Origin of the sequence: Vibrio crassostreae (genome assembly GCF_041439375.1) — a bacterium.
Lineage (GTDB): Bacteria > Pseudomonadota > Gammaproteobacteria > Enterobacterales > Vibrionaceae > Vibrio > Vibrio crassostreae_D.
In genome coordinates this window covers 51697-77658 of record NZ_JBGONY010000020.1, presented here as the reverse complement: position 1 = coordinate 77658, position 25962 = coordinate 51697, and the positions used below count along the sequence as shown (strand labels likewise).

General features: G+C 42.4%; 29 protein-coding genes. 20 read left to right on the top strand and 9 right to left on the bottom strand.

What is annotated here, in order from left to right; genetic code table 11:
• Window positions 1-82: 82 nt before the first annotated feature.
• Window positions 83-451 (top strand): phosphate-starvation-inducible protein PsiE, encoded by a 369-nt coding sequence (locus ACED45_RS10890; RefSeq protein ID WP_004735652.1) that lies wholly within the window; start codon window positions 83-85, stop codon window positions 449-451.
• Between the two features lie 310 nt (window positions 452-761).
• Complete coding sequence (gene cspE, locus ACED45_RS10885) at window positions 762-974, top strand: transcription antiterminator/RNA stability regulator CspE (protein ID WP_004735656.1); 213 nt, start codon at window positions 762-764, stop codon at window positions 972-974.
• A 296-nt stretch (window positions 975-1270) separates the two neighbouring features.
• Here cspE and ACED45_RS10880 read toward each other — a convergent pair whose 3' ends face one another.
• On the bottom strand, window positions 1271-2137 hold the full coding sequence (locus ACED45_RS10880; RefSeq protein ID WP_114634198.1) for a YicC/YloC family endoribonuclease: 867 nt from the start codon (window positions 2135-2137) through the stop codon (window positions 1271-1273).
• Between the two features lie 214 nt (window positions 2138-2351).
• Between ACED45_RS10880 and rph the strand changes: the two genes are divergently transcribed.
• On the top strand, window positions 2352-3068 hold the full coding sequence (gene rph, locus ACED45_RS10875) for a ribonuclease PH (protein WP_009847983.1): 717 nt from the start codon (window positions 2352-2354) through the stop codon (window positions 3066-3068).
• A gap of 232 nt (window positions 3069-3300) precedes the next feature.
• Window positions 3301-3942: an orotate phosphoribosyltransferase gene (gene pyrE / locus ACED45_RS10870; RefSeq protein ID WP_371714013.1), complete on the top strand. Its 642-nt coding sequence runs from the start codon at window positions 3301-3303 to the stop codon at window positions 3940-3942.
• A gap of 138 nt (window positions 3943-4080) precedes the next feature.
• Here the strand turns inward: pyrE and lpxL are convergent, their stop codons facing one another.
• The 3 genes from lpxL to coaBC form a co-directional block, all read right to left on the bottom strand.
• Window positions 4081-5061: an LpxL/LpxP family Kdo(2)-lipid IV(A) lauroyl/palmitoleoyl acyltransferase gene (gene lpxL, locus ACED45_RS10865; RefSeq protein WP_371714012.1), complete on the bottom strand. Its 981-nt coding sequence runs from the start codon at window positions 5059-5061 to the stop codon at window positions 4081-4083.
• A 55-nt stretch (window positions 5062-5116) separates the two neighbouring features.
• Window positions 5117-5707 carry a nucleoid occlusion factor SlmA gene (gene slmA / locus ACED45_RS10860; protein WP_017063086.1) on the bottom strand — a complete coding sequence of 197 codons (591 nt, stop codon included), beginning with the start codon at window positions 5705-5707 and terminating at the stop codon, window positions 5117-5119.
• A 139-nt stretch (window positions 5708-5846) separates the two neighbouring features.
• A complete protein-coding gene (coaBC, locus tag ACED45_RS10855; RefSeq protein WP_371714011.1) occupies window positions 5847-7088 on the bottom strand; it encodes a bifunctional phosphopantothenoylcysteine decarboxylase/phosphopantothenate--cysteine ligase CoaBC in 1242 nt (413 codons plus the stop codon).
• A 223-nt stretch (window positions 7089-7311) separates the two neighbouring features.
• Here coaBC and radC point away from each other — a divergent pair, with 223 nt between their 5' ends.
• The 6 genes from radC to ACED45_RS10825 all read left to right on the top strand — a co-directional run bounded on the left by radC (window position 7312) and on the right by ACED45_RS10825 (window position 11416).
• Window positions 7312-7986 (top strand): RadC family protein, encoded by a 675-nt coding sequence (radC, locus tag ACED45_RS10850; protein WP_371714015.1) that lies wholly within the window; start codon window positions 7312-7314, stop codon window positions 7984-7986.
• Window positions 7987-8277: 291 nt separating this feature from the next.
• Complete coding sequence (gene rpmB, locus ACED45_RS10845; protein ID WP_004728407.1) at window positions 8278-8514, top strand: 50S ribosomal protein L28; 237 nt, start codon at window positions 8278-8280, stop codon at window positions 8512-8514.
• Between the two features lie 13 nt (window positions 8515-8527).
• Window positions 8528-8695 carry a 50S ribosomal protein L33 gene (gene rpmG / locus ACED45_RS10840; protein WP_002535344.1) on the top strand — a complete coding sequence of 56 codons (168 nt, stop codon included), beginning with the start codon at window positions 8528-8530 and terminating at the stop codon, window positions 8693-8695.
• 251 nt (window positions 8696-8946) lie between these two features.
• Window positions 8947-9507, top strand: coding sequence for a hypothetical protein (locus ACED45_RS10835; protein ID WP_123287370.1), 561 nt, complete (start codon window positions 8947-8949; stop codon window positions 9505-9507).
• 3 nt (window positions 9508-9510) lie between these two features.
• Complete coding sequence (gene mutM / locus ACED45_RS10830; protein ID WP_371714010.1) at window positions 9511-10320, top strand: bifunctional DNA-formamidopyrimidine glycosylase/DNA-(apurinic or apyrimidinic site) lyase; 810 nt, start codon at window positions 9511-9513, stop codon at window positions 10318-10320.
• Window positions 10321-10411: 91 nt separating this feature from the next.
• Window positions 10412-11416: an NAD-dependent epimerase gene (locus ACED45_RS10825; protein WP_136984101.1), complete on the top strand. Its 1005-nt coding sequence runs from the start codon at window positions 10412-10414 to the stop codon at window positions 11414-11416.
• A gap of 72 nt (window positions 11417-11488) precedes the next feature.
• Here ACED45_RS10825 and coaD read toward each other — a convergent pair whose 3' ends face one another.
• Both coaD and ACED45_RS10815 read right to left on the bottom strand, forming a co-directional pair.
• Window positions 11489-11971 (bottom strand): pantetheine-phosphate adenylyltransferase, encoded by a 483-nt coding sequence (coaD, locus tag ACED45_RS10820; protein WP_371714009.1) that lies wholly within the window; start codon window positions 11969-11971, stop codon window positions 11489-11491.
• Window position 11972: 1 nt separating this feature from the next.
• A complete protein-coding gene (locus ACED45_RS10815) occupies window positions 11973-13055 on the bottom strand; it encodes a glycosyltransferase family 9 protein (protein WP_017063093.1) in 1083 nt (360 codons plus the stop codon).
• 96 nt (window positions 13056-13151) lie between these two features.
• Here ACED45_RS10815 and ACED45_RS10810 point away from each other — a divergent pair, with 96 nt between their 5' ends.
• Window positions 13152-13886, top strand: coding sequence for a 3-deoxy-D-manno-octulosonic acid kinase (locus tag ACED45_RS10810; protein WP_371714008.1), 735 nt, complete (start codon window positions 13152-13154; stop codon window positions 13884-13886).
• 12 nt (window positions 13887-13898) lie between these two features.
• Here ACED45_RS10810 and waaA read toward each other — a convergent pair whose 3' ends face one another.
• Window positions 13899-15161 carry a lipid IV(A) 3-deoxy-D-manno-octulosonic acid transferase gene (gene waaA / locus ACED45_RS10805; protein WP_371714007.1) on the bottom strand — a complete coding sequence of 421 codons (1263 nt, stop codon included), beginning with the start codon at window positions 15159-15161 and terminating at the stop codon, window positions 13899-13901.
• A gap of 132 nt (window positions 15162-15293) precedes the next feature.
• Between waaA and ACED45_RS10800 the strand changes: the two genes are divergently transcribed.
• The 9 genes from ACED45_RS10800 to pseI are packed head-to-tail and all read left to right on the top strand — an operon-like array spanning window position 15294 to window position 23783.
• Window positions 15294-16325 (top strand): CDP-glycerol glycerophosphotransferase family protein, encoded by a 1032-nt coding sequence (locus ACED45_RS10800; protein ID WP_371714006.1) that lies wholly within the window; start codon window positions 15294-15296, stop codon window positions 16323-16325.
• Window positions 16326-16334: 9 nt separating this feature from the next.
• Window positions 16335-17420, top strand: a complete 1086-nt coding sequence (locus ACED45_RS10795) for a glycosyltransferase family 4 protein (protein ID WP_102271206.1) — start codon at window positions 16335-16337, stop codon at window positions 17418-17420.
• Window positions 17421-17446: 26 nt separating this feature from the next.
• Complete coding sequence (locus tag ACED45_RS10790; RefSeq protein WP_371714005.1) at window positions 17447-18241, top strand: glycosyltransferase family 2 protein; 795 nt, start codon at window positions 17447-17449, stop codon at window positions 18239-18241.
• Window positions 18242-18254: 13 nt separating this feature from the next.
• On the top strand, window positions 18255-19268 hold the full coding sequence (pseB, locus tag ACED45_RS10785; protein ID WP_371714004.1) for a UDP-N-acetylglucosamine 4,6-dehydratase (inverting): 1014 nt from the start codon (window positions 18255-18257) through the stop codon (window positions 19266-19268).
• Entirely contained in the window at window positions 19265-20440 is a 1176-nt protein-coding gene (pseC, locus tag ACED45_RS10780) for a UDP-4-amino-4,6-dideoxy-N-acetyl-beta-L-altrosamine transaminase (protein WP_136984586.1), read from the top strand. Before pseB ends, pseC begins: the two co-directional genes overlap by 4 nt.
• Window positions 20440-21129: a pseudaminic acid cytidylyltransferase gene (gene pseF / locus ACED45_RS10775; protein WP_371714003.1), complete on the top strand. Its 690-nt coding sequence runs from the start codon at window positions 20440-20442 to the stop codon at window positions 21127-21129. The genes pseC and pseF overlap by 1 nt, the downstream gene beginning before the upstream one ends.
• 3 nt (window positions 21130-21132) lie before the next feature.
• Entirely contained in the window at window positions 21133-22203 is a 1071-nt protein-coding gene (gene pseG / locus ACED45_RS10770) for a UDP-2,4-diacetamido-2,4,6-trideoxy-beta-L-altropyranose hydrolase (protein ID WP_371714002.1), read from the top strand.
• Entirely contained in the window at window positions 22184-22741 is a 558-nt protein-coding gene (pseH, locus tag ACED45_RS10765; protein ID WP_371714001.1) for a UDP-4-amino-4,6-dideoxy-N-acetyl-beta-L-altrosamine N-acetyltransferase, read from the top strand. The genes pseG and pseH overlap by 20 nt, the downstream gene beginning before the upstream one ends.
• Window positions 22734-23783, top strand: a complete 1050-nt coding sequence (pseI, locus tag ACED45_RS10760; protein WP_371714000.1) for a pseudaminic acid synthase — start codon at window positions 22734-22736, stop codon at window positions 23781-23783. The genes pseH and pseI overlap by 8 nt, the downstream gene beginning before the upstream one ends.
• Before the next feature lie 4 nt (window positions 23784-23787).
• On the opposite strand, the gene ACED45_RS10755 is transcribed toward pseI, so the two are convergent.
• Together ACED45_RS10755 and ACED45_RS10750 are read right to left on the bottom strand one after the other, a co-directional pair.
• On the bottom strand, window positions 23788-24885 hold the full coding sequence (locus ACED45_RS10755; protein ID WP_371713999.1) for a hypothetical protein: 1098 nt from the start codon (window positions 24883-24885) through the stop codon (window positions 23788-23790).
• Window positions 24885-25667, bottom strand: a complete 783-nt coding sequence (locus tag ACED45_RS10750) for an O-antigen ligase family protein (RefSeq protein ID WP_371713998.1) — start codon at window positions 25665-25667, stop codon at window positions 24885-24887. The genes ACED45_RS10755 and ACED45_RS10750 overlap by 1 nt, the downstream gene beginning before the upstream one ends.
• Window positions 25668-25962 lie beyond the last annotated feature (295 nt).

Sequence of the window (25962 nt, the reverse complement as noted above, 5' to 3'; positions counted from 1 at the left end):
GCTACCGATGTATTGTTGAACGCGAAATGTACAGCAAAGATCAACACGCCCTAGTAAGCCGTTTTTAAAAGTGTTCCACATTATGGAAGCGGTATTGCTGGTGGCGATCACGCTCGCGACCTTGTTTGCGATGGTCGAAGAGTTCATGCATGTCTTCGCTGAGCGCCGTGTACAACTGACCGACATTCTATTGATGTTCATCTATTTAGAAGTGTTGGCGATGGTTCAACAGTTTGTGATGAACGGTAAGATCCCAGTGCGATACCCAATCTATATCGCGATGATGGCGATTGCTCGTTACATCACTTTGGGTATGAAAGAGCTCGATGCAGTATTGATCGTTTGGTTATCTTTAGCGGCATTTATCTTAGCTGCTGCAACACTCTTGATTCGTGTTGGGCATCATTATTGGCCGTATGTAGACCTTCGAACCAAGCAGCCAGATGAGTAACACTTTGAACGTTAAGGTTTTATAAATGAAGCCCAGCGATATCGTTGGGTTTTTAATTGGGTTAGTTGAACAAAAAAACATCAATTTATCCAAATAACGCTTTACAAGCAGGCTAAGATCACCAAGAATGGCGTCGCTCTGTTTTCAGGGTTATTAAATGAAACATCCAGTTGTAAAGTAAAACCCTTAGTATTGCTTCATTGTTATTCTCAGTGTTTCCCTTAGCTTCATAGATACATTAAATAATTCAAGCTTTCAGCGCATCGCACTTTTGGCGATTAATTTTTTATTTTTATATAAGGGACACATCATGTCTAACAAAACAAACGGCGTAGTAAAATGGTTTAACGAAGAGAAAGGTTTCGGTTTCCTAACTCAAGACAACGGCGGCGCTGACGTATTCGTTCACTTCCGTGCTATCGCATCTGAAGGTTTCAAGACTCTTAAAGAAGGCCAACAAGTGTCTTTCGAAGTAGAGCAAGGCCAAAAAGGTCTTCAAGCTGCAAACGTTGTAGCTCTATAAGATTTTAAGTCGGCGCAGGTTGCATTAGCAACTTGCGTCACTTTCTCCCTTAAATCTTTCCCCTCTAGTTCCACCTGTAATACCCCCTCAAAATATTCTAAAATCCTTTGCTACATCCGCTTCTCTGTTCTATCCCTTGCTCCAAACAAATCTCCTGCGTAACAACCTGCTCACTTACTCATCCTGATTGGCATTATTGTATCCATAAAAAAAGCCCCTAAAACTAGGAGCTTATCTTGATCTAATCAACACTGATTCAGCTAATGGCTTATTCACAGCGTGTTACTGACAAACTGTTATTCAATATTCTGGATCTGCTCACGCATCTGTTCGATAAGAACCTTAAGCTCTACGCCTGATGCTGTGATGTCTGTGCTGATAGACTTAGACGCTAGCGTGTTTGACTCACGGTTGAACTCTTGCATCATGAAGTCAAGCTTACGGCCACAAGCACCACCCTTCTTCAATACGACATTTGCTTCTTTCACGTGAGAGTCTAAACGGTCTAGCTCTTCTGCTACGTCTGACTTCTGCGCAAGTAGGATAAGTTCTTGCTCAACACGAGAACCTTCAAGTTCAATTTTAGCATCTTCAAATTTGGTAAGAAGGCGCTCACGTTGCCATTCTAGGATCTCAGGCATGCGTGTGCGAACTTTAACCACTTCTTCAGTGATCGCATCTAAGCGCTGTACGATTAGCGCCTTCATGTTCTCGCCTTCACGAGCACGAGCATCAATGAACTCTGCGATGGCATCGTTGAATGCTTCCAGTAGATCTTTGTTGATGGCATCCATGTCTTGCTCTGGCGTTTCCATCACGCCAGGCCAGTTCATAACTTGGAATGGGTTCAGACGGCTGTCTTCACCTGTCATGGTCATTACTTGGTTAGCGGCGTTGATTACTTGCTGAGCCAAACCTTCGTTAATGCTTAGCTCGCCTTTCGCTGCTGGGTTTGCTTCAAAACGTAGGTTACATTCAACCTTGCCGCGCGCTAGACGCTTGCGGAAACGCTCACGCAAGATTGGTTCTAAACCACGGAACTGTTCAGGCATACGGAAGTAAGTTTCTAGGTAGCGCTGGTTTACACTACGGATTTCCCATACTGCTGTACCCCAATCGCCTTTTACTTCTTTGCGTGCATACGCGGTCATACTATAAATCATCGAATTTTCCTGTCTTTTATCATTCTGAAAATAACGCGCACGCATAGTATCACGATATGGTGTGCTCCCGAAGCTTGTCGCCTTTCATGATGGATAGCTTTGCATGATAAACTGCTATATAATCTTGCCCCAATCAAAACTGTCTCACCCCTTTCTTAGGTGATGCACTCTTTCGATAGTAAATCACTTCAGACTGTTAATAAGGTAGATACCAATGCGTCCAAATGACCGCGCTGTAGATCAAATTCGTCCAATTAAAATTACTCGTAACTACACAGCTTATGCTGAAGGTTCTGTATTAGTTGAGTTCGGCAACACTAAAGTTCTATGTAATGCGACGGTAGAAGAAAACGTACCGCGTTGGTTAAAAGGCCAAGGAAAGGGTTGGGTAACCGCTGAATACGGCATGCTGCCACGTGCAACGCACACTCGTAACCGTCGTGAAGCGGCGAGCGGTAAGCAAGGTGGTCGTACGATGGAAATCCAACGTCTGATCGCGCGTAGCCTACGTGCTGTTGTTGACCTGAAAGTAATGGGTGAAATCATGATCACTGTCGATTGTGATGTTATCCAAGCAGACGGCGGTACACGTACTGCTTCTATCTCAGGTGCAAGCGTTGCAATGGCTGATGCTATCAACAGCTTACTAGCAAGCGGTAAACTGAAAAAGAACCCAATGAAAGGCCACGTAGCGGCAGTTTCAGTGGGCATCGTTGGTGCACAAGCACTGTGTGACCTTGAGTACGTTGAAGACTCAGCAGCAGATACCGATATGAACGTTGTAATGACGGAAGACGGTAAGATGATTGAGATTCAAGGCACCGCAGAAGGCGAACCGTTCAGCCACGAAGAGCTGATGCAGCTTTTAGCCTTGGCGAATAAGGGTATTGCCGATATCGTCGAAGCGCAGAAAGCTGCGTTGGCCGACTAATTATTTTTAATAGCTCCCAAATGGGGGCTATTTTTTTATTTTCGTCATATATAACTCTACACCTGTGTTAGCTGCAATTTTTCACCCTAATCACATAGGTTCCCTATGCTCATAGGGCTGAAAAACTTTGCTGCCTTGTTGTAGAGCTATCTATTTAGAAAATACATCATCGTTAACTTTCGAAGTAATCGGAAGTTAGGAATTGGAAAGTAAATTAATTTAGAGGATGAGCATGAAAGCATATCAACGTGAATTTATTGAATTTGCACTAGAGAAAGAAGTACTTAAGTTTGGTGAGTTTACTTTAAAGTCTGGCCGTAAGAGCCCTTACTTCTTCAATGCTGGATTGTTTAATACAGGTCGTGACCTAGCACGCTTAGGTCGCTTCTACGCAGCAGCATTGGCTGATTCTGGCATTGAGTTTGATGTGTTATTTGGCCCTGCATACAAGGGTATCCCAATTGCAACGACGACAGCGGTTGCACTGGCAGATCACCACGATGTGGACACGCCTTACTGTTTCAACCGTAAAGAAGCGAAAAACCACGGTGAAGGTGGCAACCTAGTGGGTAGCGAACTTGAAGGTCGCATCATGTTAGTTGATGACGTGATCACTGCTGGTACTGCGATTCGTGAGTCGATGGAAATCATCCAAGCAAACGGCGCTGATTTAGCGGGTGTTCTGGTTGCGATTGACCGCCAAGAGAAGGGCAAAGGCGAGTTGTCTGCGATTCAAGAAGTAGAGCGTGACTTCGGTTGTGCAATTATCTCAATCGTTAGCCTGACTGACCTTGTGACTTTCCTTGAAGAGAAAGGCACAGATGCAGCACATCTAGACGCAGTAAAGGCGTACCGCGCTCAATACGGAATCTAATCCCTGAAGCGTCGAACCTTACGGTTTAGCGCTCTAAGTTTAGAATCGAAAAATCAAAAAGGCCCGAGAGAGATAACTCTTTCGGGCCTTTTACTTTTCTATTAAAGCGAACTATTTTCTTATCTAAAGATAGGCGCTCTATTTGTAACGAATGCCGCGTTCAGCTTCTGGGTCTTCCATAGTTTTGAAACGCTTGTGTAGCCACATCCACTGCTCTGGTGCGCGTAAGATAATCTTCTCAAGATAGCTATTCATGTAAGCGGCTGCCGCTTTCTCATCTTTTTGCGGGTAGTTATCTTCGATGGACTCATCGGCCATGATTTCATATTTGCCGTTGTCGTTTCTAAAGCCAGATCCTGGAACAATCGCGCATCGGCTAGTGTAAGCCAGAATACTAGTACCAGTCGTCGTACACGCATCAGGCACGGCGAAGAAAGGCACAAATACAGATTTATTACGACCGTAATCATGATCAGGAAGGTAGAAAAGGATCTCACCCTGACGCAAGATTCGGATCATGCGCTTCACATCTTTACGGTGAATTAGGCGATTGCCGTTTTGGGTGCGACCGCGGTATTGAATGAACTCATAAGCAGGGTTGTTGTGTGGACGATACACACCTAAGCCAGGGATACCGAGCACAGCCATCGCTCGTGCGGTGATCTCTAGGTTCAAGGCATGCACACAGCAGAGAAGAACCCCTTTGCCATTGGCTTTGTGCGTACGCAGCATTTGGGTGTCTTTATCTACTAAGATTCGCTTAAAGCGCCACGTTGGCCAGAACCAAGTAATGCCGGTTTCGATCAGCGCCATGCCCGTATTCTTAAAGTTCTCGCTGACCATAGCCGCGACTTCATCTGCTGGCTTATCTGGGAAGGCGAGTTCTAAATTGCGAGTGGCGACTGCGACGCGTTTTTTACCATAACGAGCGCCCAAAGTGCCCAATGAGCGTCCTAACAGTAATAATAGGCGGTAAGGTAGAACGTTAACAATAAGCGCCAATAACCCAAAACCAAACCATACACCCCAATATTTAGGGTGAAGTAGAGCTAGAGTAAAAGGCGGCTTAGTAATCACGTGTTGTGCTGTGCCGTTTGCTGAAGAAGTTTTCGTCGTCATAACCATCACTTAAGATTTGATTGCCACTTAATTTGATTGCCACTTAATTTGATTGCTACTTAATCTGAGCGCTTAGCAGTGCCCAATAAGCATCAAAGTTTTCTGTTGGTTGATATTTGAAGTCTGAGCGAACAAATCGATTCAAGCTGCCTTCAACTTGACCGAGCAGCTGAGCAGCTAAGATTTTCTCATCAACCGGGAATGATTTCCCTTCACGAAGTTTTCTTTCACGCAGGATTTGGCGAAGTTGCGTCTCAATGCGTTCGAAAAGTTGGTTGATGCGATCACGCAGTCGTTCATTTTCAAACATTAGAGCATGACCAGACAAAATTCGAGTTAGGCCAGGGTTACGTTCTGAGAAAACTAAGATAAGTTGTAGCACTAGGCGTATGCGCTCTAGCGTGTCTTTCTCTTCATCCAGAATACGGTTGATTCGAGACATCAACGCTTCTTCAATGAACTCGATTAGGCCTTCAAACATGCGAGCTTTGCTTGGGAAGTGGCGGTATAACGCAGCCTCAGAAACACCCACTTGCTTGGCCAACTTTACCGTTGTGATACGAGAAGCACCTTCGGTCGATTCCAACATTTGTGCGAGAGCTTGTAGGATTTCTTCACGACGGTTTGATTTTCGAGCACCAGCCATCTATTTACTTCCTTTCCTAAAGATGAGGATTGAGTGAAGAAGGATTATAAACACCAATCAATTCTGTTTCCTAGTTTTGTGAGCCCTAGGTCAACAGAATCGAGAGGTGTCAGCAGATTGTCAGAGCAAATTTGTGCGTTTATGCACCAATAAGCTGTTGGATCTGATCGAGGATCTGGAAACCAAGTGTGTCTTTGCTATCCAGTGGCAGAGATTTATCACCGTCTTTCCAATAAAGGTGCAATTCATTACTGCTGCTATTGAAGCCTTGGCCTTCGACAGAAACGTCATTGGCGCAAATCATGTCGAGGTTCTTTCTTTCTAACTTACCGCGCGCGTATTTTTCAACATCTTGAGTTTCAGCTGCGAAGCCGACAGTAAATGGGCGACCTTCGGTCATTGAAGCGACAGAAGCGACGATGTCTGGGTTCTTAACCATTTGAATGGTCATATCGTCTTTACCATCGACCTTCTTAAGCTTTTGGTCTGCAATGGTCTCTGGGCGGTAATCGGCAACCGCGGCACAGCTGATGAAAATATCATGTTGTGCGACGTGATCAGTAACGGCATCAAACATCTGTTGAGCGCTGTCGACATCGATACGATTAACCTTATTTGGTGTCGCGAGTGATACAGGACCGCTGATTAGAGTTACTGTTGCGCCTTGTTTCGCTGCCGCTTCAGCCAGAGCATAGCCCATCTTGCCCGAGCTGTGGTTGGTAATGTAACGCACAGGGTCAATGGCTTCACGAGTTGGACCCGCCGTGATTAACACAGAGCGACCAGCAAGAGGTTTAGGTTGGAAGAAGTCTTCACAGCGGTGCACGAGCTGCATAGGCTCTAGCATGCGACCCATTCCCACATCACCACACGCTTGTTCGCCAGCCGCCGGTCCCCAAATCTCACAACCACGACGTTTTAGTGTTGCGATGTTCTCTTGAGTGGCAGGGTGGCTGTACATCTGTTGGTTCATTGCCGGAGATACCGCAACTGGCGCATCGGTTGCTAGAACCAAAGTGGTCAGTAGGTCGTTACCCATGCCAGCTGTCATGCGCGCAATCAGATCAGCGGTTGCTGGCGCTAGTAATACCAAATCAGCCCATTTTGCGAGCTCAATGTGCCCCATGGAAGCCTCAGCAGCAGGATCAAGCAAACTATCAGACACTGGCCTTCCAGAGACGGCTTGCATGGTGAGAGGAGTAATGAACTCCTTGGCTGCATTTGTCATCACGACTTGTACTTGTGCTCCACGTTCAATTAAGCGTCGAGTCAGTTCGGCACATTTATACGCAGCGATACCACCACTAATGCCAAGTAGGATTTTTTTTCCAGCTAGGCCTTGTTGGTCAGCGTTACTCAGTTGATTAACCAATGTTTGCATGATTCTGTTCCTTAATTTCTCTGCGACTTACGATATCAGAACAAAGGATAAGTGCCTAGAAGCAGAACTCGAACAGAGTTGACGCTCATCAAGTTGGTGTTATCAAACTTATCAATTACACGATTTTGTTAGTGTCTCGTTTCCTTTGACCTCTATCGAAGGATCTCTTATTACGATCTCATTAAGGTGATGGGTTGTGTTCATGACCAATGATTGTCTTTATATGCCAATAGATAAAATACCTGCCGAATCGATGCCGAGAGAAAAGTTGTTAAATAGAGGGCCTGATTCCTTGAGTGATGCGGAACTGCTCGCGATATTCCTGCGAACAGGGACACAAGGAATGAACGTCTTGGAACTCGCAGACAAGTTGATCAAAGACTTTGGCTCGCTCCGCCATCTCTTTTCAGCAACGCAGGAAGAGTTTTGTGCTCATAAAGGGATGGGGCAGGCCAAGTATGTTCAATTGCAAGCTGTGTTAGAGATGACGCAGCGTTATCTAGCAGAGACTTTATCTCGTGGAGATGCGCTTACTAGCCCAAGTCATACTAAGCTTTATCTCTCGAGCATGTTGCGCGATCGCCAGCGAGAAGCCTTCTATATATTGTTCCTCGATAACCAAAATAGGGTAATAAAGGGTGAGGTGATGTTTGAAGGAACCATCGATGCCGCATCGGTTTACCCGAGGGAAGTGGTTAAACGGTCACTTCATCACAATGCGGCGGCATTAATTTTGGCTCACAACCATCCTTCGGGTGTTGCAGAACCAAGCCAAGCCGATAGGCGGATTACACGTCGATTAACCGATGCACTGGCGCTGGTGGACATACGAATACTCGACCATTTTGTGGTTGGAGATGGCGAAGTTGTCTCTTTTGCAGAACGTGGATGGATTTGAATCACATTTTAGGTTGTTAGTTGCGTTAAATCTGCTATTATTCCGCCCACATTTTTAGACCTAAAATCAGCTCTGATTACTCAAGCAAGCTGCGCTGCACAAAAAAAGATCACGAAATCCGTAAAAAGGATCTGTTCGGGTCTTGAGCAATGCGTGTCAAGTTAGTATAATGCGCGACCTTTGATAGCCTTGTATGGATTTTCCATAACGGTTTTTACCTTCTATTTTAATTGATAGAGAGGTTCGGCCACCAAGGTTGATATCGAGCTGAAACGATTGGAGAAGACATTCATGTCCCGAGTATGCCAAGTAACTGGTAAGCGTCCAGTAACGGGTAACAACCGTTCACACGCACGCAATGCTACTAAGCGCCGTTTTCTGCCGAACCTACAAACTCATCGTTTCTGGGTAGAGAGCGAAAAACGTTTTGTTAAACTACGTCTAACTGCTAAAGGCATGCGTATCATTGATAAGAAAGGCATCGATGCTGTTCTTGTTGATATCCGTGCACGTGGCGAAAACGTTTAAGAGGAATTAAGCAATGGCTAAAGGCATTCGTGAGAAAATTCGTCTAGTATCTTCTGCAGGTACTGGTCACTTCTACACAACTGATAAGAACAAGCGTAACATGCCAGGCAAATTTGAGATCAAAAAGTTTGATCCAGTAGTTCGCCAACACGTTATGTACAAAGAAGCTAAAATCAAGTAATTGATGCTTTTTTGCTCTTCTTCAGTAGAAGAAAGAATTGAAAAACCCAGTTTAATCGCTGGGTTTTTTTATATCTAAAATTTGAGTAACTCAATTGCTCTTGTTTGATGTAGCGCTTGATATAGCGCTTGATATAGCGCTTGATATAGCGCTTGATATAGCGTCTGATAGATAGAAAACTGCGCAACATAGCAAGTATTGCCACTTTCACGATATACTGAATGTTCAATAGGTTAGATGAGCAGAATCAGATGAGATATCGTGGACGCCGGTGGAACAACATACTCATGTTCAGTGTGATCGCTTTTATTGGCGTGTTAAACCTTCCAACATTGATCAAAGCGTACCTTATCGAGCCTGAACCGCAGGTTGATAGCCCTTATCCTTATCTCCTGAATCCAAAAGCAGAGCTTCAAGCGTTGCACTTTGCTAAGTGGTCTGTCATTCAACAAGACAATCAATGGGTTTACCAGTTCCAAGGTACGGACTTCCCTCAAGCCACCAATGCACAAGAGCTGTCACAACGTTGGAAAGAGCTTGTGGGCACGGAAGTCGACTCACAGACCTACACAGATCTTACGCCTCGGTTAAAGACACCGCACACCATCGAAGTATGGTATCAAGACCAAGAAGAGCCCCAGCGTATTACCTATTATCAATTGCCTGAGTTCTGGTTGTTAAAAAACTGGAATGATCAGTGGTTGGCGATGTCTATTGAAGAGAGCTACCTGTTTCCAAGTTTTAGCTCGAAACCTTCATTTAAATCAGACAAGCTATCTATATCAGACAAACCACCTAAATCGGACGACTAGATTATGCCTGAATTACCCGAAGTCGAAGTAAGCCGCATGGGGATCTCGCCTCATTTAGTTGGCGAGACCATTAAAACCCTTACCTTTCGCACGCCTAAGCTGCGTTGGGATATCCCACAAGAGCTCAAAGCATTAGAAGGGCAGGTGATTCGCTCTATCTCGCGTCGTGCTAAATACTTATTAATTGAAACGGATACTGGCACTGCCATTGTTCACCTTGGTATGTCGGGCTCACTGCGCGTATTAGACGCTGACTTCCCTGCTGCCAAACACGATCACGTGGATCTTAAGCTCACCAACGGCAAAGTACTGCGCTATAACGATCCGCGCCGCTTCGGTGCATGGTTATGGTCGGCGCCTGATGAGATTCATCCTGTGTTGCTTGGTTCTGGCCCTGAGCCGCTAACTGACGATTTCAACGCCGATTACATAGCCGAGAAGGCAGAGAAACGTAAAGTCGCCGTCAAGCAGTTCATCATGGACAACAAAGTGGTGGTCGGGGTAGGGAACATCTACGCCAATGAAGCACTGTTTTCTTCACGTATTAGCCCTTTGCGCCCAGCAAGTAAAGTGACAAAAGAAGAGTGGGTCTTGTTGACCCAAGAGATCAAACAAGTACTCGCTACCGCCATCAAAGAAGGCGGTACTACGCTTAAAGATTTCGCCCAAGTAGATGGCAAGCCGGGATATTTCGCTCAAGAGCTAAAAGTGTATGGCAAAGCAGGCGAAAAGTGCCCTACTTGTGAAGCTCTTATTCAAGAGTTAAAAATAGGGCAGAGGAACACGTTTTATTGCGAAGAGTGCCAAGTATAAAAAAACTGAACTTATGTTCACTTTTTTACGCTAGTAGATAGGCAGGCTAGTAGCTACAATTACACTAATGATATGAATTGAGAATAGTAGAATGAAATATTTAGTAACTGGCGTTGCCGGGTTTATTGGCTCTGCAGTGTCAGAACGACTATGTGCAGCTGGGCATGAGGTTATCGGTATTGATAACTTGAATGACTACTACGAAGTTTCTTTGAAACATGATCGCCTAAAGCGCATTGAGCATGAAAACCTGACCTTCATCGAGCTGGATCTTGCTGATAGAGAAGGCATGGCAACGCTGTTTGCTGAGCAAAAGTTTGACCGTGTCATTCACTTAGCGGCGCAAGCTGGCGTTCGTTACTCAATTGATAACCCGATGGCGTATGCCGATAGCAACCTTGTCGGTCACCTAGCTATTCTTGAAGGCTGTCGACATAACAAGGTAGAGCACCTAGTTTACGCTTCATCAAGCTCAGTTTATGGCTTGAACCAGAAAATGCCATTCCACACGGCAGACAGTGTTGATCACCCTATCTCGTTGTATGCTGCGACCAAGAAGTCGAATGAGCTAATGGCGCATACCTATTCTCATTTATACGATGTACCGACAACAGGTCTACGTTTCTTTACGGTTTACGGCCCTTGGAGTCGCCCAGACATGGCGATGTTCAAGTTTGCTAACTTAATTGTAGCGGGCAAAGAGATCGACATTTACAACAATGGCGACATGATGCGCGACTTCACTTATATCGATGATATTGTTGAAGGCATTATTCGTGTGCAAGATCGAGTTCCAGAAAAGCAGCCTGATTGGACAGTAGAGCAAGGCTCACCAGCAACCAGTTCAGCACCATACCGTGTGTTTAATATTGGTCATGGTAGCCCGGTTAAGTTAATGGACTACATCGAAGCATTAGAAGGCGCTCTTGGTGTTGAAGCGAAAAAGAACTTCATGCCAATGCAACCTGGTGATGTGTACGCAACTTATGCTGATACGGAAGACTTGTTTGAAGCGGTTGGCTACAAGCCTCAAGTAAAAATCCAAGAAGGCGCCAAAGCTTTCGCAGATTGGTATAAAGCTTATTACTCGCTGTAGTAATTGATAGCTTTGAATTAAAAATAGCGCTCAATGAGCGCTATTTTTGTTTTTCGGAGTAGATAAAGAGAATTATTTGGCTGTTTTTATTGTGATTTCGTTTGCTACTTTTTGAGGTACAAACTGGCTAATATCCCCTCCGTGTATAGCGACTTCACGAACAATGGTTGAAGAGAGGAAAGCATACTCTTCTGAAGGGGTCAGAAATACGCTTTCAAGGCCAGGTAGGAGCTTACGATACATGCTAGTGAGACCAAACTCGTACTCAAAGTCCATGGTTGTTCTTAGACCACGTACTAATACGTTTGCTTGCTGCTGTTTAGCAAAGTCGACTAGTAACCCTGAGAATCCCTCTACAGATACGTTAGGTAAGTGAGACACCGCATCACGTAACAACTCTACACGTTCATCTAACTCAAACATGGTTTTTTTACTTGGGCTCGCTGCTACTCCAACAGTGATATGGTCAAACATGCTAGCGGCACGAACAATGATATCAAGGTGGCCATTGGTCACCGGATCAAAAGTTCCTGGATAAATAACGTGTGTGCTCATTTTAGCTGTCCTTGCTTAATGTAGTGTTCGAATTCGGTGCTTTACTAGAGTTTAAGGCCTTATCGAGTTGCTGCTTTACCATATCGAGTGTGATGTCTTTCATCAGGTCATCGCCTTTAGCACGGGTTCCCCATGGAAGGTCTGCGACTGGTTTACCTTGTTGTGCTTCTACGTGCTGTTGATAAACACTCACTACGATATCGAGATCGTTGTAAGGTCCTGTTCTACGAGGGTCGCTGTGTGCGTACAAGCCGATTACAGGCGTTGACTGCGTAGTTGCCAAGTGGGCTGGGCCAGTATCAGGTGCCAATACCACCGTTGCATGTTTCAGTACGGCAGTCAGTTGCTTCAAGTTCGTTTTGCCAATCAAGTTGGTTACTGGTGACTGGCATAATTTTTCGATGTCGCTACCAAGGTTAACTTCTCTTGGTGCCGGAGAACCACATAACACCACTTGCATGCCTTGTTCGACAGCATAATCAGCAATAGCTGCATATCGCTCAGTTAACCAATTGCGTGAATCTTTGCTTGCAGCTGGGGAGATAACCAAGGTCGGCTTGTCTGCCATGGTGCTAATTGCGAGTTGTTCATCTTCAGGTGTTAAAGGGATATCCCATTGAGGCTTATCGAAGGGGGCACCAATGTAGCGAGCAAATTCGGCAAAGTTATCCAACACATGAAACTTATCTGAAATAGGTAGATGGTGGTTGGTAAAGAGTGACTGCATTTCACGAGTACGGTTTTTGCCAAATCCCACTTTGCACTTCGCCTTTATCCCCCAAGATAGCACGCTGGCTCTGAGTGCGGCTTGCATATGCAGAAGTGCATCAAATTTACGATCAGATAGCTGACGCCATAATTCACGCATTCCTTTGAAGCCTTGTTTCTTATCGAAAACAATCACCTCAATACCGGGTAGATCGCCGATCAGCATGGCTTCTATTTTGCCCGTTATCCAAGTGATTTTCGTTTCAGGCCACTGCTTCTGGATGGCTTGAACCACAGAAATAGCATGACAAACATCGCCAATCGCGGAGAGGCGAAGTATGCAAAGAGATTGAGGTGCAGTTGAGAACAGTGACATAAAGTGCCCGAAAAAAGTGAATAACATCAGAATTATGCAGATACTCGCATTAGTTGTAAAATAGCAATGACGAAAAGCGACCCAAAGGCCTCATAGATGGAAACGATTAGCACCAAGAACCAAACAATTTGGTACGACCCTGAACTTTTGGCTCAGGTACCAGAGGGCGATATTGCTCAGATTTTTGAGGCTGAATATTGGCAGCAACAAGACGCCATTTCAGGCAGTGCTCAAGGACGCGGTACCACATGGTTCATTCAGCTTGATGGAATACAGGCCGCATTGCGCCATTATCGCCGTGGCGGATTGTTTGGGAAGCTAGTCGAAGACCAATATCGTTTCTCTGATTGGGAGAGTACTCGCTGCGCTATGGAGCTTAATGTCCTAAAGATATTGGCAAACGCAGGTGTGAATGTACCGAAGCCTATTGCTGCTAGAGCCATTAAAAGCGGACTACTTTATCGAGCGGACTTAATGTCTGAACGAATTCCCAATGCCAAAGATCTGGTTGATGTCTTGGTCAATGGCCCGATAGATGCGGATGTTTATCGTCGAATTGGGCAAGAGGTACGCAAGATGCACGATGCTGGGGTTAATCATACCGATCTCAACATTCATAATATCTTGCTTGATGACTCGCAAAACGTGTGGATTATTGACTTTGATAAGTGTGGTCATCAAGCGGGTGATGACTGGAAAGAAGGCAACTTGAGTCGCTTAAAGCGCTCGTTCTTAAAAGAAGTGAACAAGCGCCAGATTCAATGGCAAGAGCAGGATTGGGAACTGTTATTGCAAGGCTACCAAGTGCTGTTAGTTAAGAGTGGTGACTAGCTAAGAAGGCCATTAATTAAGAATGAATGCCAAGGTTTTATCCAACGCTCCTCGGTTCTGCTCAACTACTTGATAAGCTGCTAAGCCTCTTTTTTTACGCAAGTTAGGTTGAGTGAATAGCTCTCTTAGCTGGCCTGCAATTTCATTACTGTTTTGACAAATAGTGACGGCTTGAGCTTCCAGCAGTTTGTCTGTGATCTCGCTGAAGTTAAAGTAGCTAGGACCATTGAGTAGAGGTAACTGCAAGGCCGCCGGTTCTAGAAGATTGTGGCCACCTACCTTATCGCCCACAAGGCTCCCTCCCATAAAGCACACATCAGATCCGCCGAGTAATACCAACATTTCTCCCATCGTATCCGCAATATACACTTCAACATCAGAGGTAATTGGTTGCTGACTCGTTCGAGTGATGGTGTTGAATTGGTGTTGTTTAGCCAGTCCCGTCACTTGATTAAATCTCTCTGGATGACGAGGCACAATCATCAGTAAGGTCTTAGGGTTGTCTTTAAGGAGCTGTTTATGAGCGTCTAAGATAAGTTCATCTTCGCCTTGATGAGTGCTGGCTGCTATCCACACACAGCGTTCAAAGCCAATTTGTTCACGTAACGCTTTGCCTTTTGATACTTGTTCAGCTGAAACGTCAATATCAAACTTGATCGACCCAGTCACATGCACAGATGCTTTATCTAACCCTAATCGTATAAAACGCTCAGCATCACTTGGGTATTGGCAAAGTACTTGAGAGAGGCTTTTGGCTAAGAGGTTAAAAACGGCTTGGAATTTAGCATAACGCTGGCACGAGCGTTCGGATAGGCGAGCATTGAGCACTGAAATCGGTATCCCTGCTTTAGCTACGCAATGTAGTGTGTTTGGCCATAATTCGGTTTCCATGATTAGCATCTGTTTAGGTTGAACTGCTTTCAAAAAACCCCGAACACACCAAGAAAAATCAATCGGCATGTAGCGGTGCTCGACCAAATCACCAAGCTTGTCTATCTGTTCAGCACCCGTGCTGGTTGTGGTGGTAACAATGATGGCTTGATTTGGATCTCGCAGCTTCAATTGTTTAATGACCGGTATTGCAGCAATAGATTCACCAACCGACACAGCATGAATCCAGATAGGATTCTTACCTTGAGTTTGCGGCGTGATGCCGAAATGTTCTTTCCAACGCTGACCAAAACTGGGTTTTCCTGGTTTGCTCTTATAAAGCCCATACAGCAGTAGCGGAGAGGCTAATGACAATATGAGAGTATAGATAAGTCGTATAAGCATAAGAACAGTGACACCAGAAGGTAAAATCAGTATCGAGAAGAGTATTTTCTTCAATCTCGAAAGTAAAGAGCGTTATAATTAAATGCTTAGTTGCAATTTCAAACGGACATGGTGAATTTTATCTCATCGCTTATGCAAACCGATCAAAGCTATCGTTTCTTGCTCTACGTCGAGCAAAACTATTCATTTGCTATTCTTCGCCCATTCTATGATTACGCGAAGCAACTCGGCCATGAGGTTAAGTGGTTGCTTGTTGGTGAAGATGCTTCTGAACATCTTTTACTGGATCAAGAGCAGAGCGTCTCTTTAGTTGAAGCTGTCTCCTTTAACCCTTCAGCTGTTTTAGTGCCCGGTGATCGCATTCCTGCGTTTATTCCAGGGTTGAAGGTGCAAGTGTTTCATGGTTTGAATGAGAGTAAACGAGGGAACTTATACCCTGAGCGTGGTCTATTTGATTTGTATTGCACTGAAGGCCATGAAAGAACAAGCTCGCTTGAACCGCTAGCTAAGCAGCGCGGCTATTTTCAAGTGAAAGAGACCGGATGGCTGAAGCTCGATAGCTTGTTGAATTATCAAGCTAGTGAGAAGCGTCATGAGAGACCTCAAATTCTGTTTGCTTCCACTTTTTCGCCAAGCTTATCGTGTGCGGAATTGGTTTATGAAGAGCTTAAGCGCCTAAGTCAACAAAGCCAGTGGCAATGGTTAGTGACTCTTCATCCTAAAATGAATCAAGAGACGAGAACGAAATATCAGGCATTGGAAGGGGATAATCTTCTCTTTTTCGATAATGACCGAGTGATTGAAATGCAGCATCGTGCTGATGTTATGGTGTGTGACAACTCATCGATATTTCAGGAATTCTTGTTGCTCAATAAGCCTGTTGTCACGGTAAATAATCGAGACCCTCAAGCAAGCTTTATTAATATTGCTCAGGCTGAACAATTAGAGTCGGCAATTCAACAAGCGATGCTACCTGATGAAGACAGAGATAAAGCCATCGCTCATTACGGCCCGTCAATAACGCCATATTTAGATGGGCAATCGTCGGCTAGAGTTCTTAACGCTATTACTGATGTACTAGAAAGCGGCTGGCAAGATAACAAGCCAAAAAATTGGATTCGTAACTTTAAAATCCGTAAATCATTAAACTATTGGAAATTCTAGGGCTGAATAATGAAAATCTTAGTTTGTGCATCGTATCTACATGCTTGGAATAGTATTCGCCCTGAAGCGGAAATATTTGTAGAACTTGCAAATCAAGGTCACTCCGTGACTGTGATGACCCAAGGTGAGTCTGAGTATGTCGACAGGCTTCGGAAAAGTGGCATCAAGGTTATCGATTGCTACCCCAAAAGAAAGATTTGCTTTGACACGATTAAGAGAATTAGAAGCGAACTAAAGAGTGGGGCATATGACATATGTTACGCCTTTAACTCAAAGACTATACCTAATGCCGCATTTGCATGCATTGGTCTCAAGGTGAAGCTGATTGCTTACCGAGGAACAACGGGTGGCTTGTATAGACATGATCCAAGTGCTTATCTGACGCAACTGCACCCTCGCGTAGATGGCGTAGTCTGTGTGTCGGAGGCAGTTCGACAGGATGTCATCAAGCGAGTTTGGAAAAACAGAGATAATGTCGTAACTATTTATAAGGGACATCAATTAGAGTGGTATCAAGTCGAACCAACGTCTAGAGAGTCGCTTGAGTTGAGTCAGACAGATGTTGTTGCCTTTTGCGCAGCGCACGTGCGCCCTAGCAAGGGAATATCTATCCTCCTTGAGGCGACTAAATATATTACAGTACCCAATTTTCATCTGGTTCTCGCGGGTAGTGGCTATGAGCCCCACTTCGACGAGATGAAAAATAGCCCGATCTCAGATAGAATTCACTATATTGGTCATCGAAAAGACATTCCATCGTTAATGGCCATGGCTGATATTCAGGTACAGCCATCCGTTAGTGGTGAGGGGCTACCTCGTACAATTATTGAAGCGATGGCTAATGGAACAGCATCCGTTGTTACCACTACAGGCGGAGCTCCAGAGCTTGTCGATGATGGAAAAACAGGTTTTATTGTTCCCACTGCTGATGCTCAGGCGCTAGGTGAAGCGATTAATAAAATCGCTCAGGATAAACAACAATGCTCAGATATGGGGCTTGCTGCTAAAGAGAGACTAGCACGCTACTTTAGCTCTAAAGTGACAGTGGCTGAACACTTAAAGTATTTTGAACGTTTACTAGGCCATTCAAACTAGCTCAATGAAAAAGGTATATTGATTCAATGAGAACATTATCAGCGTTAATTATTTGTAAAAACGAAGAAGACCGCATTCGACCTTGTTTCGAATCGCTAAAAGGTTTTGCTGATGAAATAATTGTTTATGATTCTGGTAGTACGGACAAAACAGTTGAAATAGCACGAGAATACACAGATAAAATCTGGGTTACAGAAGATTGGCCGGGAGATGGTTATCAAAAAGCTAGGGCTTTTGAGCAGGCTACGTGTGATTGGGCTTTAATAATCGATGCTGATGAGTACTTAGATGAAGAGATGAAATCAGAGATAACGCATCAATTAAGTGATCCAAAACTAGAAGAAGTTGCTTTTAAACTCCCTTGGGGCAATCTGATTCTAGGTAAACAAATGCGCTTTGGTCGTTCATCTAGAGCCCCTAAACGTCTTTTTAAGTGTGATGGAGCTTCGATCACTAAAGTGGTTGTGCATGCCAATGTAGAAACTGAAGGAAAAGTTTCTACTTTAAAGAAAGGCTTTTTGATGCATAACTCATTACGCGGCTTTGATCACCTTATGGAGAAAAGTCGTGTTTATGGTTGGGAAACCACGAAGAAGTACTACAGTAAAGGTAAACCGAGTTTGGGGATTCCGTTTGCAATCCTTCGTTCAGTTTGGACATTTTTTCTAATTTACATTATCCGGTTGGGATTTTTAGACGGTAGTCGTGGTCTATTGATGGCGATGAACTTTGCTCAATCCTCATTTAATAAATACGCAGGCCTGTGGTACTTAGAGCAAGAAGCTAAGCTGAAAAAAAATAAGCATTTAGATAAGAATTAGTAGAGATTTTAGTATGTTAAACAATAAGACAGTATTAATTACAGGTGGCACAGGTTCATTTGGTAAACAGTTTATTAAAACGATTTTAGAGCGCTATCAAGACGTAAAGAAAATCATCATATTTTCTCGTGATGAACTAAAACAGTTTGAAATTAAGCAAAACTATCCTCAAAAAGATTACCCACAATTACGTTTCTTCATCGGCGATGTACGTGATCGTAACCGTATGATTCAAGCCTGTGAAGGTGTTGATGTCATTATCCACGCCGCTGCTATCAAACAAGTAGACACTGCTGAGTACAACCCGACTGAATGTATTCGCACCAATATTGATGGCGCAGAGAATGTGATTAGTGCAGCTCTTGCGTGTGGTGTGAAAGATGTCGTTGCTCTCTCGACCGATAAGGCATGTGCACCAATTAACTTATATGGTGCTACGAAACTTGCATCGGATAAGCTATTTGCCGCTGCGAACAATATTAAAGGCTCAAAGGACATTCGTTTCAGTGTCGTACGTTACGGCAATGTTATGGGCTCTCGTGGTTCGGTTATTCCATTCTTTATGCAGAAAAAAGAAGAAGGTGTACTGCCAATTACACATGAAGAGATGACGCGTTTTAATATTTCTCTTCAAGATGGCGTGAATATGGTCATGTATGCACTTGAAAACCATTTGGGTGGTGAGATCTTTATTCCTAAGATCCCTTCGTACAAAATTCTAGACATCGCTGAAGCTATTGCGCCGGACATGGCAACGAAGGTTGTTGGCATTCGCCCAGGAGAAAAACTTCATGAAGAAATGATCACTGATACTGATTCTCTCAATACAATTGATTTGGGTCGTTATTACGCGATCCTTCCTTCTGTCTCTTTTACATACACAGAAGATGAGTACATGAATCATCATAAAGCTGAAAAAGTACCGTTTGGCTTTAAATACAACTCAGGCACCAATACTGAGTGGGAAACGATTGAAGGTCTACGCGACTTAATCAAAGAACATGTTGACCCTAAATTTACAGTGTGAGTAAAACAGTGATTCCATACGGCAAGCAAGATATCAGTCAACAAGACATTGATAGTGTAGTTGATGTTCTTAAATCTGATTTCCTAACTCAGGGACCACAAGTTCCTGCGTTTGAAAAAACGTTAACAGAACATACTGGTGCTCAGTATGCGTTAGCAGTGAATAGTGCAACCTCCGCTCTACATATTGCTTGTCTCGCTTTGGGTTTAGGCAAAGGAGATTGGCTTTGGACATCTCCTATTACTTTTGTAGCATCTGCAAACTGTGGTCTTTATTGCGGAGCTAAAGTTGACTTTGTTGATATTGATTCAGCAACTTATAACATGTGCCCTAAAAAGCTAGAGCAAAAGCTAATTACTGCTAAAGCTACTGGAACTCTACCTAAAGTCGTTGTTCCTGTTCACTTATGTGGTCAGCCTTGTGATATGGAATCCATTGCTAAGCTAGCCAAAGAATACGGCTTTAAAGTCATTGAAGATGCTTCTCATGCTATTGGTGGTCAATATCATGAACAACCAATCGGTAATTGTAAGTATTCTGATATTACAGTGTTCAGTTTTCACCCTGTAAAAATTGTCACAACGGCTGAAGGTGGTGCTGCATTAACGAACCAGAAAGAGCTAGCGGATAAAATGGCTCTCTTGCGCAGTCATGGTATTACACGAGATCCTGAAATGATGACGGAAACTTCTCACGGTGGCTGGTATTACCAACAGGTTGATTTAGGTTTTAACTACCGCATGACAGAACTTCAAGCGGCATTGGGTGTCACGCAAATGCAACGTCTTGATGAATTTGTTGCGGCGCGCCATGTGTTGTCTAAGCGTTATAATCAAATGTTATCTGAATTACCTTTAGTTCTTCCTTATCAACTGGAAAACACGTACTCAGGTCTCCATTTATTCGTAATTCGTTTGAAGTTAGATGAGATACCATTAACTCATAAACAAGTTTTTGACGCGCTGCGTGAAAATGGTATCGGCGTTAATTTGCATTACATTCCTGTTCATACGCAGCCATATTATCAGGCGATGGGGTATTCTGAAGGGAACTTCCCTGAGTCAGAACGCTACTATCAAGAAGCAATCTCACTGCCAATGTTCCACGGTATGACGGAAGAACAGCAAAATACCGTTGTTCGTGTAGTAACCGAAATTTTGACAGGTAAATAATGAACGTTGCTATTATTCCTGCACGTGGTGGCAGCAAGCGTATTCCTCGTAAAAATATTAAGCACTTTCATGGTAAGCCTATGATCGCTTACTCAATCGAAGCTGCACTTGCTTCGTATTGTTTTGATAAGGTTATTGTCTCTACTGATGATGCTGAGATAGCCGAGGTAGCGATAAAGTATGGCGCTGAAGTGCCATTTTTACGGCCTTCAAATATCTCCGATGATTATGCTACCACCATGGATGTGATGCACCATGCAATAACTTGGTGCGCTAATAATGGCTGGGATATTGGTGATGTTTGTTGTTTGTACGCCACTGCTCCGTTTGTTTTACCTGAAGATCTTCAGAAAGGCTACGAGCTACTTAGAGGAAATAGTGTGCAATTTACATTTAGTGCCACATCGTTTCCTTTTCCGATTCAGCGTGCGATTAAGCTTGATGAGCAAGGCTCTGTTTCGATGTTTTCGCCTGAAAACGAACAGGTAAGATCACAAGACTTGGAAGAAGCGTATCACGATGCTGGCCAGTTTTATTGGGGTCGTAAAGATGCTTTCCTGAATAAACTATCGGTGTTTTCCAGCCACTCTAAGGCCGTGATCTTGCCGAGAAAACGCGTTCAAGATATTGATACCCAAGAAGACTGGGAACTGGCTGAATCTCTTTTTTCAGCATTGAGGTTAGGATAAATAATGAAGGTTACCTTCCGAGTGGATGCGTCACTATTTATCGGTAGTGGCCACGTCATGCGCTGTTTGGTGCTTGCTGATATATTAAAAAACAAAGGTTTTTCTGTATGCTTTGCTTGTCTGCCTCAGCCAGGGGACATGATTACATATATCCGTGATAGAGGCTTTGACGTATTAGAGCTGACTCCCTCTTGTCTACAAATGACTCCCTCCCATAGTGCTGATTATAAAGCTTGGCTTCAACGTAGCGTTGAAGAAGATGCAAATGACTTTCTATCTAAAGTGGATTGTTCCGAGTGGGTGATTGTGGATCACTATGCGCTGGACCATGAATGGGAAAGTATCATTATAGGTAAGCTGTCATGCGCTATTTTATCGATTGATGACCTTAACCGTGAACACTGTAGTGATATTATTCTCGACCAAAACCTATGGCCGAACATTTCAAAAAGATATTCGGATTGTTCTGCTACCAAGCTCCTTGGTCCTGAATATGCTCTTTTAAGAGAGAGCTTTTCAACATTGCGGGATTCGCCTCGAGATTCAATATCCAATCAACTCTTAGTCTTTTTTGGTGGAACAGATCCTACAAATGAGTGCGAGAAATTTATTCTTGCAGCAAATGAGTTTAAGAGGCTCCCGTTTAATACTATTTTGATCACGGGGAGAATCAACCCTCGTTTTGATGCTTTGATAAAGCTTAATCAAAAGAGCAATGTTTCTATATACAAAAATTTAGAGAGTTTTGATTTATCTTTAAGTAATAGCAAATATGCAATTGGCGCCTCAGGAGTAAGTAACTGGGAGCGTTTTTGTCTCAGGGTTCCAGCCTCGATAGTTTCTGTAGCGGAGAATCAAGTAATACTTTCAAATTACTTGTCAGATTTAGGGTTTGTTGAATACTTGGGTGAAGGTATAACGACGAGTACAGATACTTATGCACTTGAGCTAGCGCGTTTATGTGAAAGGTGGGATGACATCAAACCTTTTAGTGATTTTGAAGTTGATGGCTTCGGTGCGAATAAGGTCGTTCAAACAATGGAGAGCTTTTGTCGTGAAACAAAGAGTGATTAAATTTAGGCAACTTGAAGAAAGTGATTTAGAAGAAATTCTCGCTTGGAGAAACTCTCCAGATGTTAGAAAAAATATGTACACCTCTCATGAAATCACTATGGACGAGCACAAGTCATGGTTTTCTAGCATGTGTAAGGATAGTTCAAAAGAATATTTTCTAGCAGAGTTAAATGGAGAGCCAGCAGGTGTTGTTGGATTTACTGATATAAATAGAATTCCTGGAATTGCTTCGTGGGCATTCTATGCCTCGCCTAATGCGGTAAGGGGTACAGGATCTTTGATGGAATATCGAGCGCTAGAGCATGCATTTACTGAATTAGATTTGCACAAATTACGCTGTGAGGTTTTAGGTTTTAATCAACCGGTGGTGAAGTTACATTCCAAATTTGGCTTTAAAGTTGAAGGTACTCATCGAGATGCTTTCTTCAATGGGACTGAATATCACGATGTAGTACATTTGGGTATCTTTTCACATGAGTGGAAAGGTATTAGAAACCTTATGAAAGATAAATTGAGAGTATACGAAGAGAATGAATAAAAACATATACATCGATAATCGAGAAATTGGTCCTAATTGTCCTCCATATATTATTGCTGAACTTTCTGCTAACCATAATGGTGATATAAACCGTGCCTTTCAGATTATGGAAGAAGCAAAAAAAGCAGGTGCTGATGCGATTAAACTTCAAACCTATACCCATGAAACTATCACTATGGATAGTGACTCGGAAGAGTTTCAAATTCATGGCGGCTTATGGGATGGCCAAACTCTGTATGAGTTGTATAAAGAAGCGCATATGCCTTGGGAATGGCATAAACCTTTGTTTGAAAAAGCAAAAGAGTTAGGTATTACAATCTTTAGCTCACCTTTTGACTTTACAGCTGTAGACCTATTAGAAGAACTTGATGCACCTGCTTACAAAATAGCATCTTTCGAAGTGGTTGATTTACCTTTGATCAAGCGTGTTGCTCAAACCGGTAAGCCGATGATCATTTCAACGGGCATGGCCAACGAGGAAGAGATTGCAGAAGCAGTAAAAACAGCGAGGGATAATGGATGTACTGAGCTAGTTGTACTGCATTGTGTAAGTGGGTATCCAGCGCCGGCTGAACAGTACAATTTAAAAACTATTGCAGATATAGCACAACGATTCGAAGTCTTGTCAGGCCTTTCTGATCACACGATTGACAATGCTACTGCGGTTGCCTCAGTGACTCTAGGTGCATGTTTGATAGAAAAGCATGTCACGATGGATCGAAACGGTGGTGGCGCAGATGATAGCTTTTCTCTTGAGCCTCATGAATTAGCTGCATTGTGTAAAGACACGAAAACGGCTTGGCAAGCGATGGGGCAAGTCAACTACGAAAGAACAGAAGCTGAAAAAGGTAATGTTAAGTTCCGCCGTTCTTTGTATGTCGTGAAAGATATTGTTAAAGGTGAATTATTGACGCCTGAAAATGTTCGTAGTATCCGACCTGGGTTTGGTTTAGCGCCAAGATACTACGAAGATGTTATAGGGAAAAAAGCTTTATCCAATATAGAAGCAGGAACCCCTTTAGCTTTTGGGTTATTTGAATAAAATATTATGTCATTTGAGATAGCTGGATAGAGATTCTCTCTCGAAGGCTATCTTTGTTTATTTCTAATTCACTTATGATATCTACAAAGTTAGAAACTTCACTATCAGGAATTAATTTATATATATTGCAATACTCTTCCATACCAATACCCGCTGAAGAGTTAATAGATATTATGTTAACAGTGTCTGTGCTAGATAGTAAATAAAGCTCTAAAGGCTGTTTATTCGATAAGAAAGTCACACCCTTTTCTTTGAAAGATAAATAATCTGATTCATTTTCTTTCGGATGTAATTTTAAAACTGGTTCAAACCCTTCACTTCTACTTTTCGATATTATTAAATCATAAATTTCATGAAAGAAACCGTTATCAATAAGCTTCCCCTTCAATATATTGAATGTTGGTTGCGTAGCGATGATGAGTGTCTTTTTATCTAAACTATAAGATTTGTCAAATCTAAAGCAGCTCTGAATATTTGAAGTGTACGTTTTGTTTTTTGATAGTACTAATTTTTTTCCCTTATGTAATACGGATCTAGGTAGTTTTTCTGGATGTATCGCATAGATATCACCACATTGCTCCTTCTCACCAAATACATAATACTTAGGGGCTTTATTTGATAGGTAACGTAATAATTGCTTTGGTTTAGAGTTTACTTTATGTTCAACATAATTCCCCATACCATCTTCAATCATAGAGTATGAACTTGACAGTAATCTGAATAATCTAGACATTTTATTGTTTTCATTATAAAGATAAAGTTTTTTTATTGTGTGGGAAAAATCTAGACTGCTATCGTATTCTTTTATTAACGATTTTAACGAATTCTTTATTTTGTTATTTATTGATAATTCGCGAAGTGAACAGAATAGAATATACCTCCCTAAAAAACCGTTTTTTTTAATATGCTTGACTAATAGTTTCCTACTAACCAATACGAGTTCTATGTTTTTAGGTAATACACTAGTATCTATAGATTTTGGGTTAATATCTTGATAATCATAAAAGAAAATTATTTTCGATATGGTGTCGCTATCTTTGTCTTGTGAATTGTATAGACTAAATAAAAGATGTCGAACAGTTGAGCAAATATACAAGTCCATTATTTATCATTTCCGTATTTTATTTTTTTTATTAGTGTAATAGATGTAAATAGATAAAGGAAGTATGTCCCTGGGTGAGATAAAGGGATATAACTTAATCCTGCTGAAAATATAAAGATCGGCATGAGGATGAGAAGTGGAGAGTAATTTGATTTAAAGTATTTGATGCCATACATAAATGGAACAAGTAATACGAATAAGTATAGTAATGCGCCAATAAAACCATATTTTACCGTCCTATCTATGATGCTATTATGGAAGTTCTTATTGTCGAAATCCGCTAGTGATTTTCTAACTTTCCCTTCCTTGTACATATTTTGTATTATTTCTAAGTGTTGTTTTTGTCCTAGTCCAGACCAGGATGGAGTGTCTTTTACTATGCTATAACCAACCATCCAGAGTTGAATCCTTATTCCCCATGATGTATCTAAGTTTCCTGACTTCAATAAATTGACTTCTTCTGCCGTTCGATTTACACGACTTTCTACAACTGGGTAACTCAAAATAATAACAGTAGATAATAATAATAAGCTTGATAGAGTTAATTTCCAACTTCTCTTCTTGAGGAATATGAGGAATATGATTGTCATGTAGGTAGCAATTAAAGCTAACCATGTTCCTCTAGTATCAACTAGTATTACATTGATAGTTAGTATAATAAAACAAAATGCAGATGAAAATGAAAGTAATCTACGCTTACTGATATAGCATAAGTATAGAGTTATAATTGATAAGAGACCTATAAAATTTGAGTAAGGGATAGGGTTTAAAGGAAGTTTCATTTTTCCTAGTTCCTCAAACTCGATGATATTTAAAGTTTGATAGGATATATATATTGAACTTAGTGTTGTTATGTAGATTAAATAACGATAACGAATGGATTTTGGGAAAGATATAGTTGAATATAGCAAGGTGCTAATAAGAACCCTTATCTCTGATGAACTGTAACCATTATCATAATATTTGAATGTAGCAAAAATCGTACATATTAGTATCAATAGGGTAATGTTGTTGTGTTCTATTTTTATATTATCAATCTTTGCTATGCTGCATAATATCTTTGTTACTAAAGATATT

What these genes read in the sequence shown, in the direction of transcription:
- ACED45_RS10890 (WP_004735652.1), top strand. Translation starts at nt 83, where the DNA reads ATGGAAGCGGTATTGCTGGTGGCGATCACGCTCGCGACCTTGTTTGCG.
- cspE (WP_004735656.1), top strand. Translation starts at nt 762, where the DNA reads ATGTCTAACAAAACAAACGGCGTAGTAAAATGGTTTAACGAAGAGAAA.
- ACED45_RS10880 (WP_114634198.1), bottom strand. Translation starts at nt 2,137, where the DNA reads ATGATTTATAGTATGACCGCGTATGCACGCAAAGAAGTAAAAGGCGAT.
- rph (WP_009847983.1), top strand. Translation starts at nt 2,352, where the DNA reads ATGCGTCCAAATGACCGCGCTGTAGATCAAATTCGTCCAATTAAAATT.
- pyrE (WP_371714013.1), top strand. Translation starts at nt 3,301, where the DNA reads ATGAAAGCATATCAACGTGAATTTATTGAATTTGCACTAGAGAAAGAA.
- lpxL (WP_371714012.1), bottom strand. Translation starts at nt 5,061, where the DNA reads ATGACGACGAAAACTTCTTCAGCAAACGGCACAGCACAACACGTGATT.
- slmA (WP_017063086.1), bottom strand. Translation starts at nt 5,707, where the DNA reads ATGGCTGGTGCTCGAAAATCAAACCGTCGTGAAGAAATCCTACAAGCT.
- coaBC (WP_371714011.1), bottom strand. Translation starts at nt 7,088, where the DNA reads ATGCAAACATTGGTTAATCAACTGAGTAACGCTGACCAACAAGGCCTA.
- radC (WP_371714015.1), top strand. Translation starts at nt 7,312, where the DNA reads ATGCCAATAGATAAAATACCTGCCGAATCGATGCCGAGAGAAAAGTTG.
- rpmB (WP_004728407.1), top strand. Translation starts at nt 8,278, where the DNA reads ATGTCCCGAGTATGCCAAGTAACTGGTAAGCGTCCAGTAACGGGTAAC.
- rpmG (WP_002535344.1), top strand. Translation starts at nt 8,528, where the DNA reads ATGGCTAAAGGCATTCGTGAGAAAATTCGTCTAGTATCTTCTGCAGGT.
- ACED45_RS10835 (WP_123287370.1), top strand. Translation starts at nt 8,947, where the DNA reads ATGAGATATCGTGGACGCCGGTGGAACAACATACTCATGTTCAGTGTG.
- mutM (WP_371714010.1), top strand. Translation starts at nt 9,511, where the DNA reads ATGCCTGAATTACCCGAAGTCGAAGTAAGCCGCATGGGGATCTCGCCT.
- ACED45_RS10825 (WP_136984101.1), top strand. Translation starts at nt 10,412, where the DNA reads ATGAAATATTTAGTAACTGGCGTTGCCGGGTTTATTGGCTCTGCAGTG.
- coaD (WP_371714009.1), bottom strand. Translation starts at nt 11,971, where the DNA reads ATGAGCACACACGTTATTTATCCAGGAACTTTTGATCCGGTGACCAAT.
- ACED45_RS10815 (WP_017063093.1), bottom strand. Translation starts at nt 13,055, where the DNA reads ATGTCACTGTTCTCAACTGCACCTCAATCTCTTTGCATACTTCGCCTC.
- ACED45_RS10810 (WP_371714008.1), top strand. Translation starts at nt 13,152, where the DNA reads ATGGAAACGATTAGCACCAAGAACCAAACAATTTGGTACGACCCTGAA.
- waaA (WP_371714007.1), bottom strand. Translation starts at nt 15,161, where the DNA reads ATGCTTATACGACTTATCTATACTCTCATATTGTCATTAGCCTCTCCG.
- ACED45_RS10800 (WP_371714006.1), top strand. Translation starts at nt 15,294, where the DNA reads ATGCAAACCGATCAAAGCTATCGTTTCTTGCTCTACGTCGAGCAAAAC.
- ACED45_RS10795 (WP_102271206.1), top strand. Translation starts at nt 16,335, where the DNA reads ATGAAAATCTTAGTTTGTGCATCGTATCTACATGCTTGGAATAGTATT.
- ACED45_RS10790 (WP_371714005.1), top strand. Translation starts at nt 17,447, where the DNA reads ATGAGAACATTATCAGCGTTAATTATTTGTAAAAACGAAGAAGACCGC.
- pseB (WP_371714004.1), top strand. Translation starts at nt 18,255, where the DNA reads ATGTTAAACAATAAGACAGTATTAATTACAGGTGGCACAGGTTCATTT.
- pseF (WP_371714003.1), top strand. Translation starts at nt 20,440, where the DNA reads ATGAACGTTGCTATTATTCCTGCACGTGGTGGCAGCAAGCGTATTCCT.
- pseG (WP_371714002.1), top strand. Translation starts at nt 21,133, where the DNA reads ATGAAGGTTACCTTCCGAGTGGATGCGTCACTATTTATCGGTAGTGGC.
- pseI (WP_371714000.1), top strand. Translation starts at nt 22,734, where the DNA reads ATGAATAAAAACATATACATCGATAATCGAGAAATTGGTCCTAATTGT.
- ACED45_RS10755 (WP_371713999.1), bottom strand. Translation starts at nt 24,885, where the DNA reads ATGGACTTGTATATTTGCTCAACTGTTCGACATCTTTTATTTAGTCTA.
- ACED45_RS10750 (WP_371713998.1), bottom strand. Translation starts at nt 25,667, where the DNA reads ATGAAACTTCCTTTAAACCCTATCCCTTACTCAAATTTTATAGGTCTC.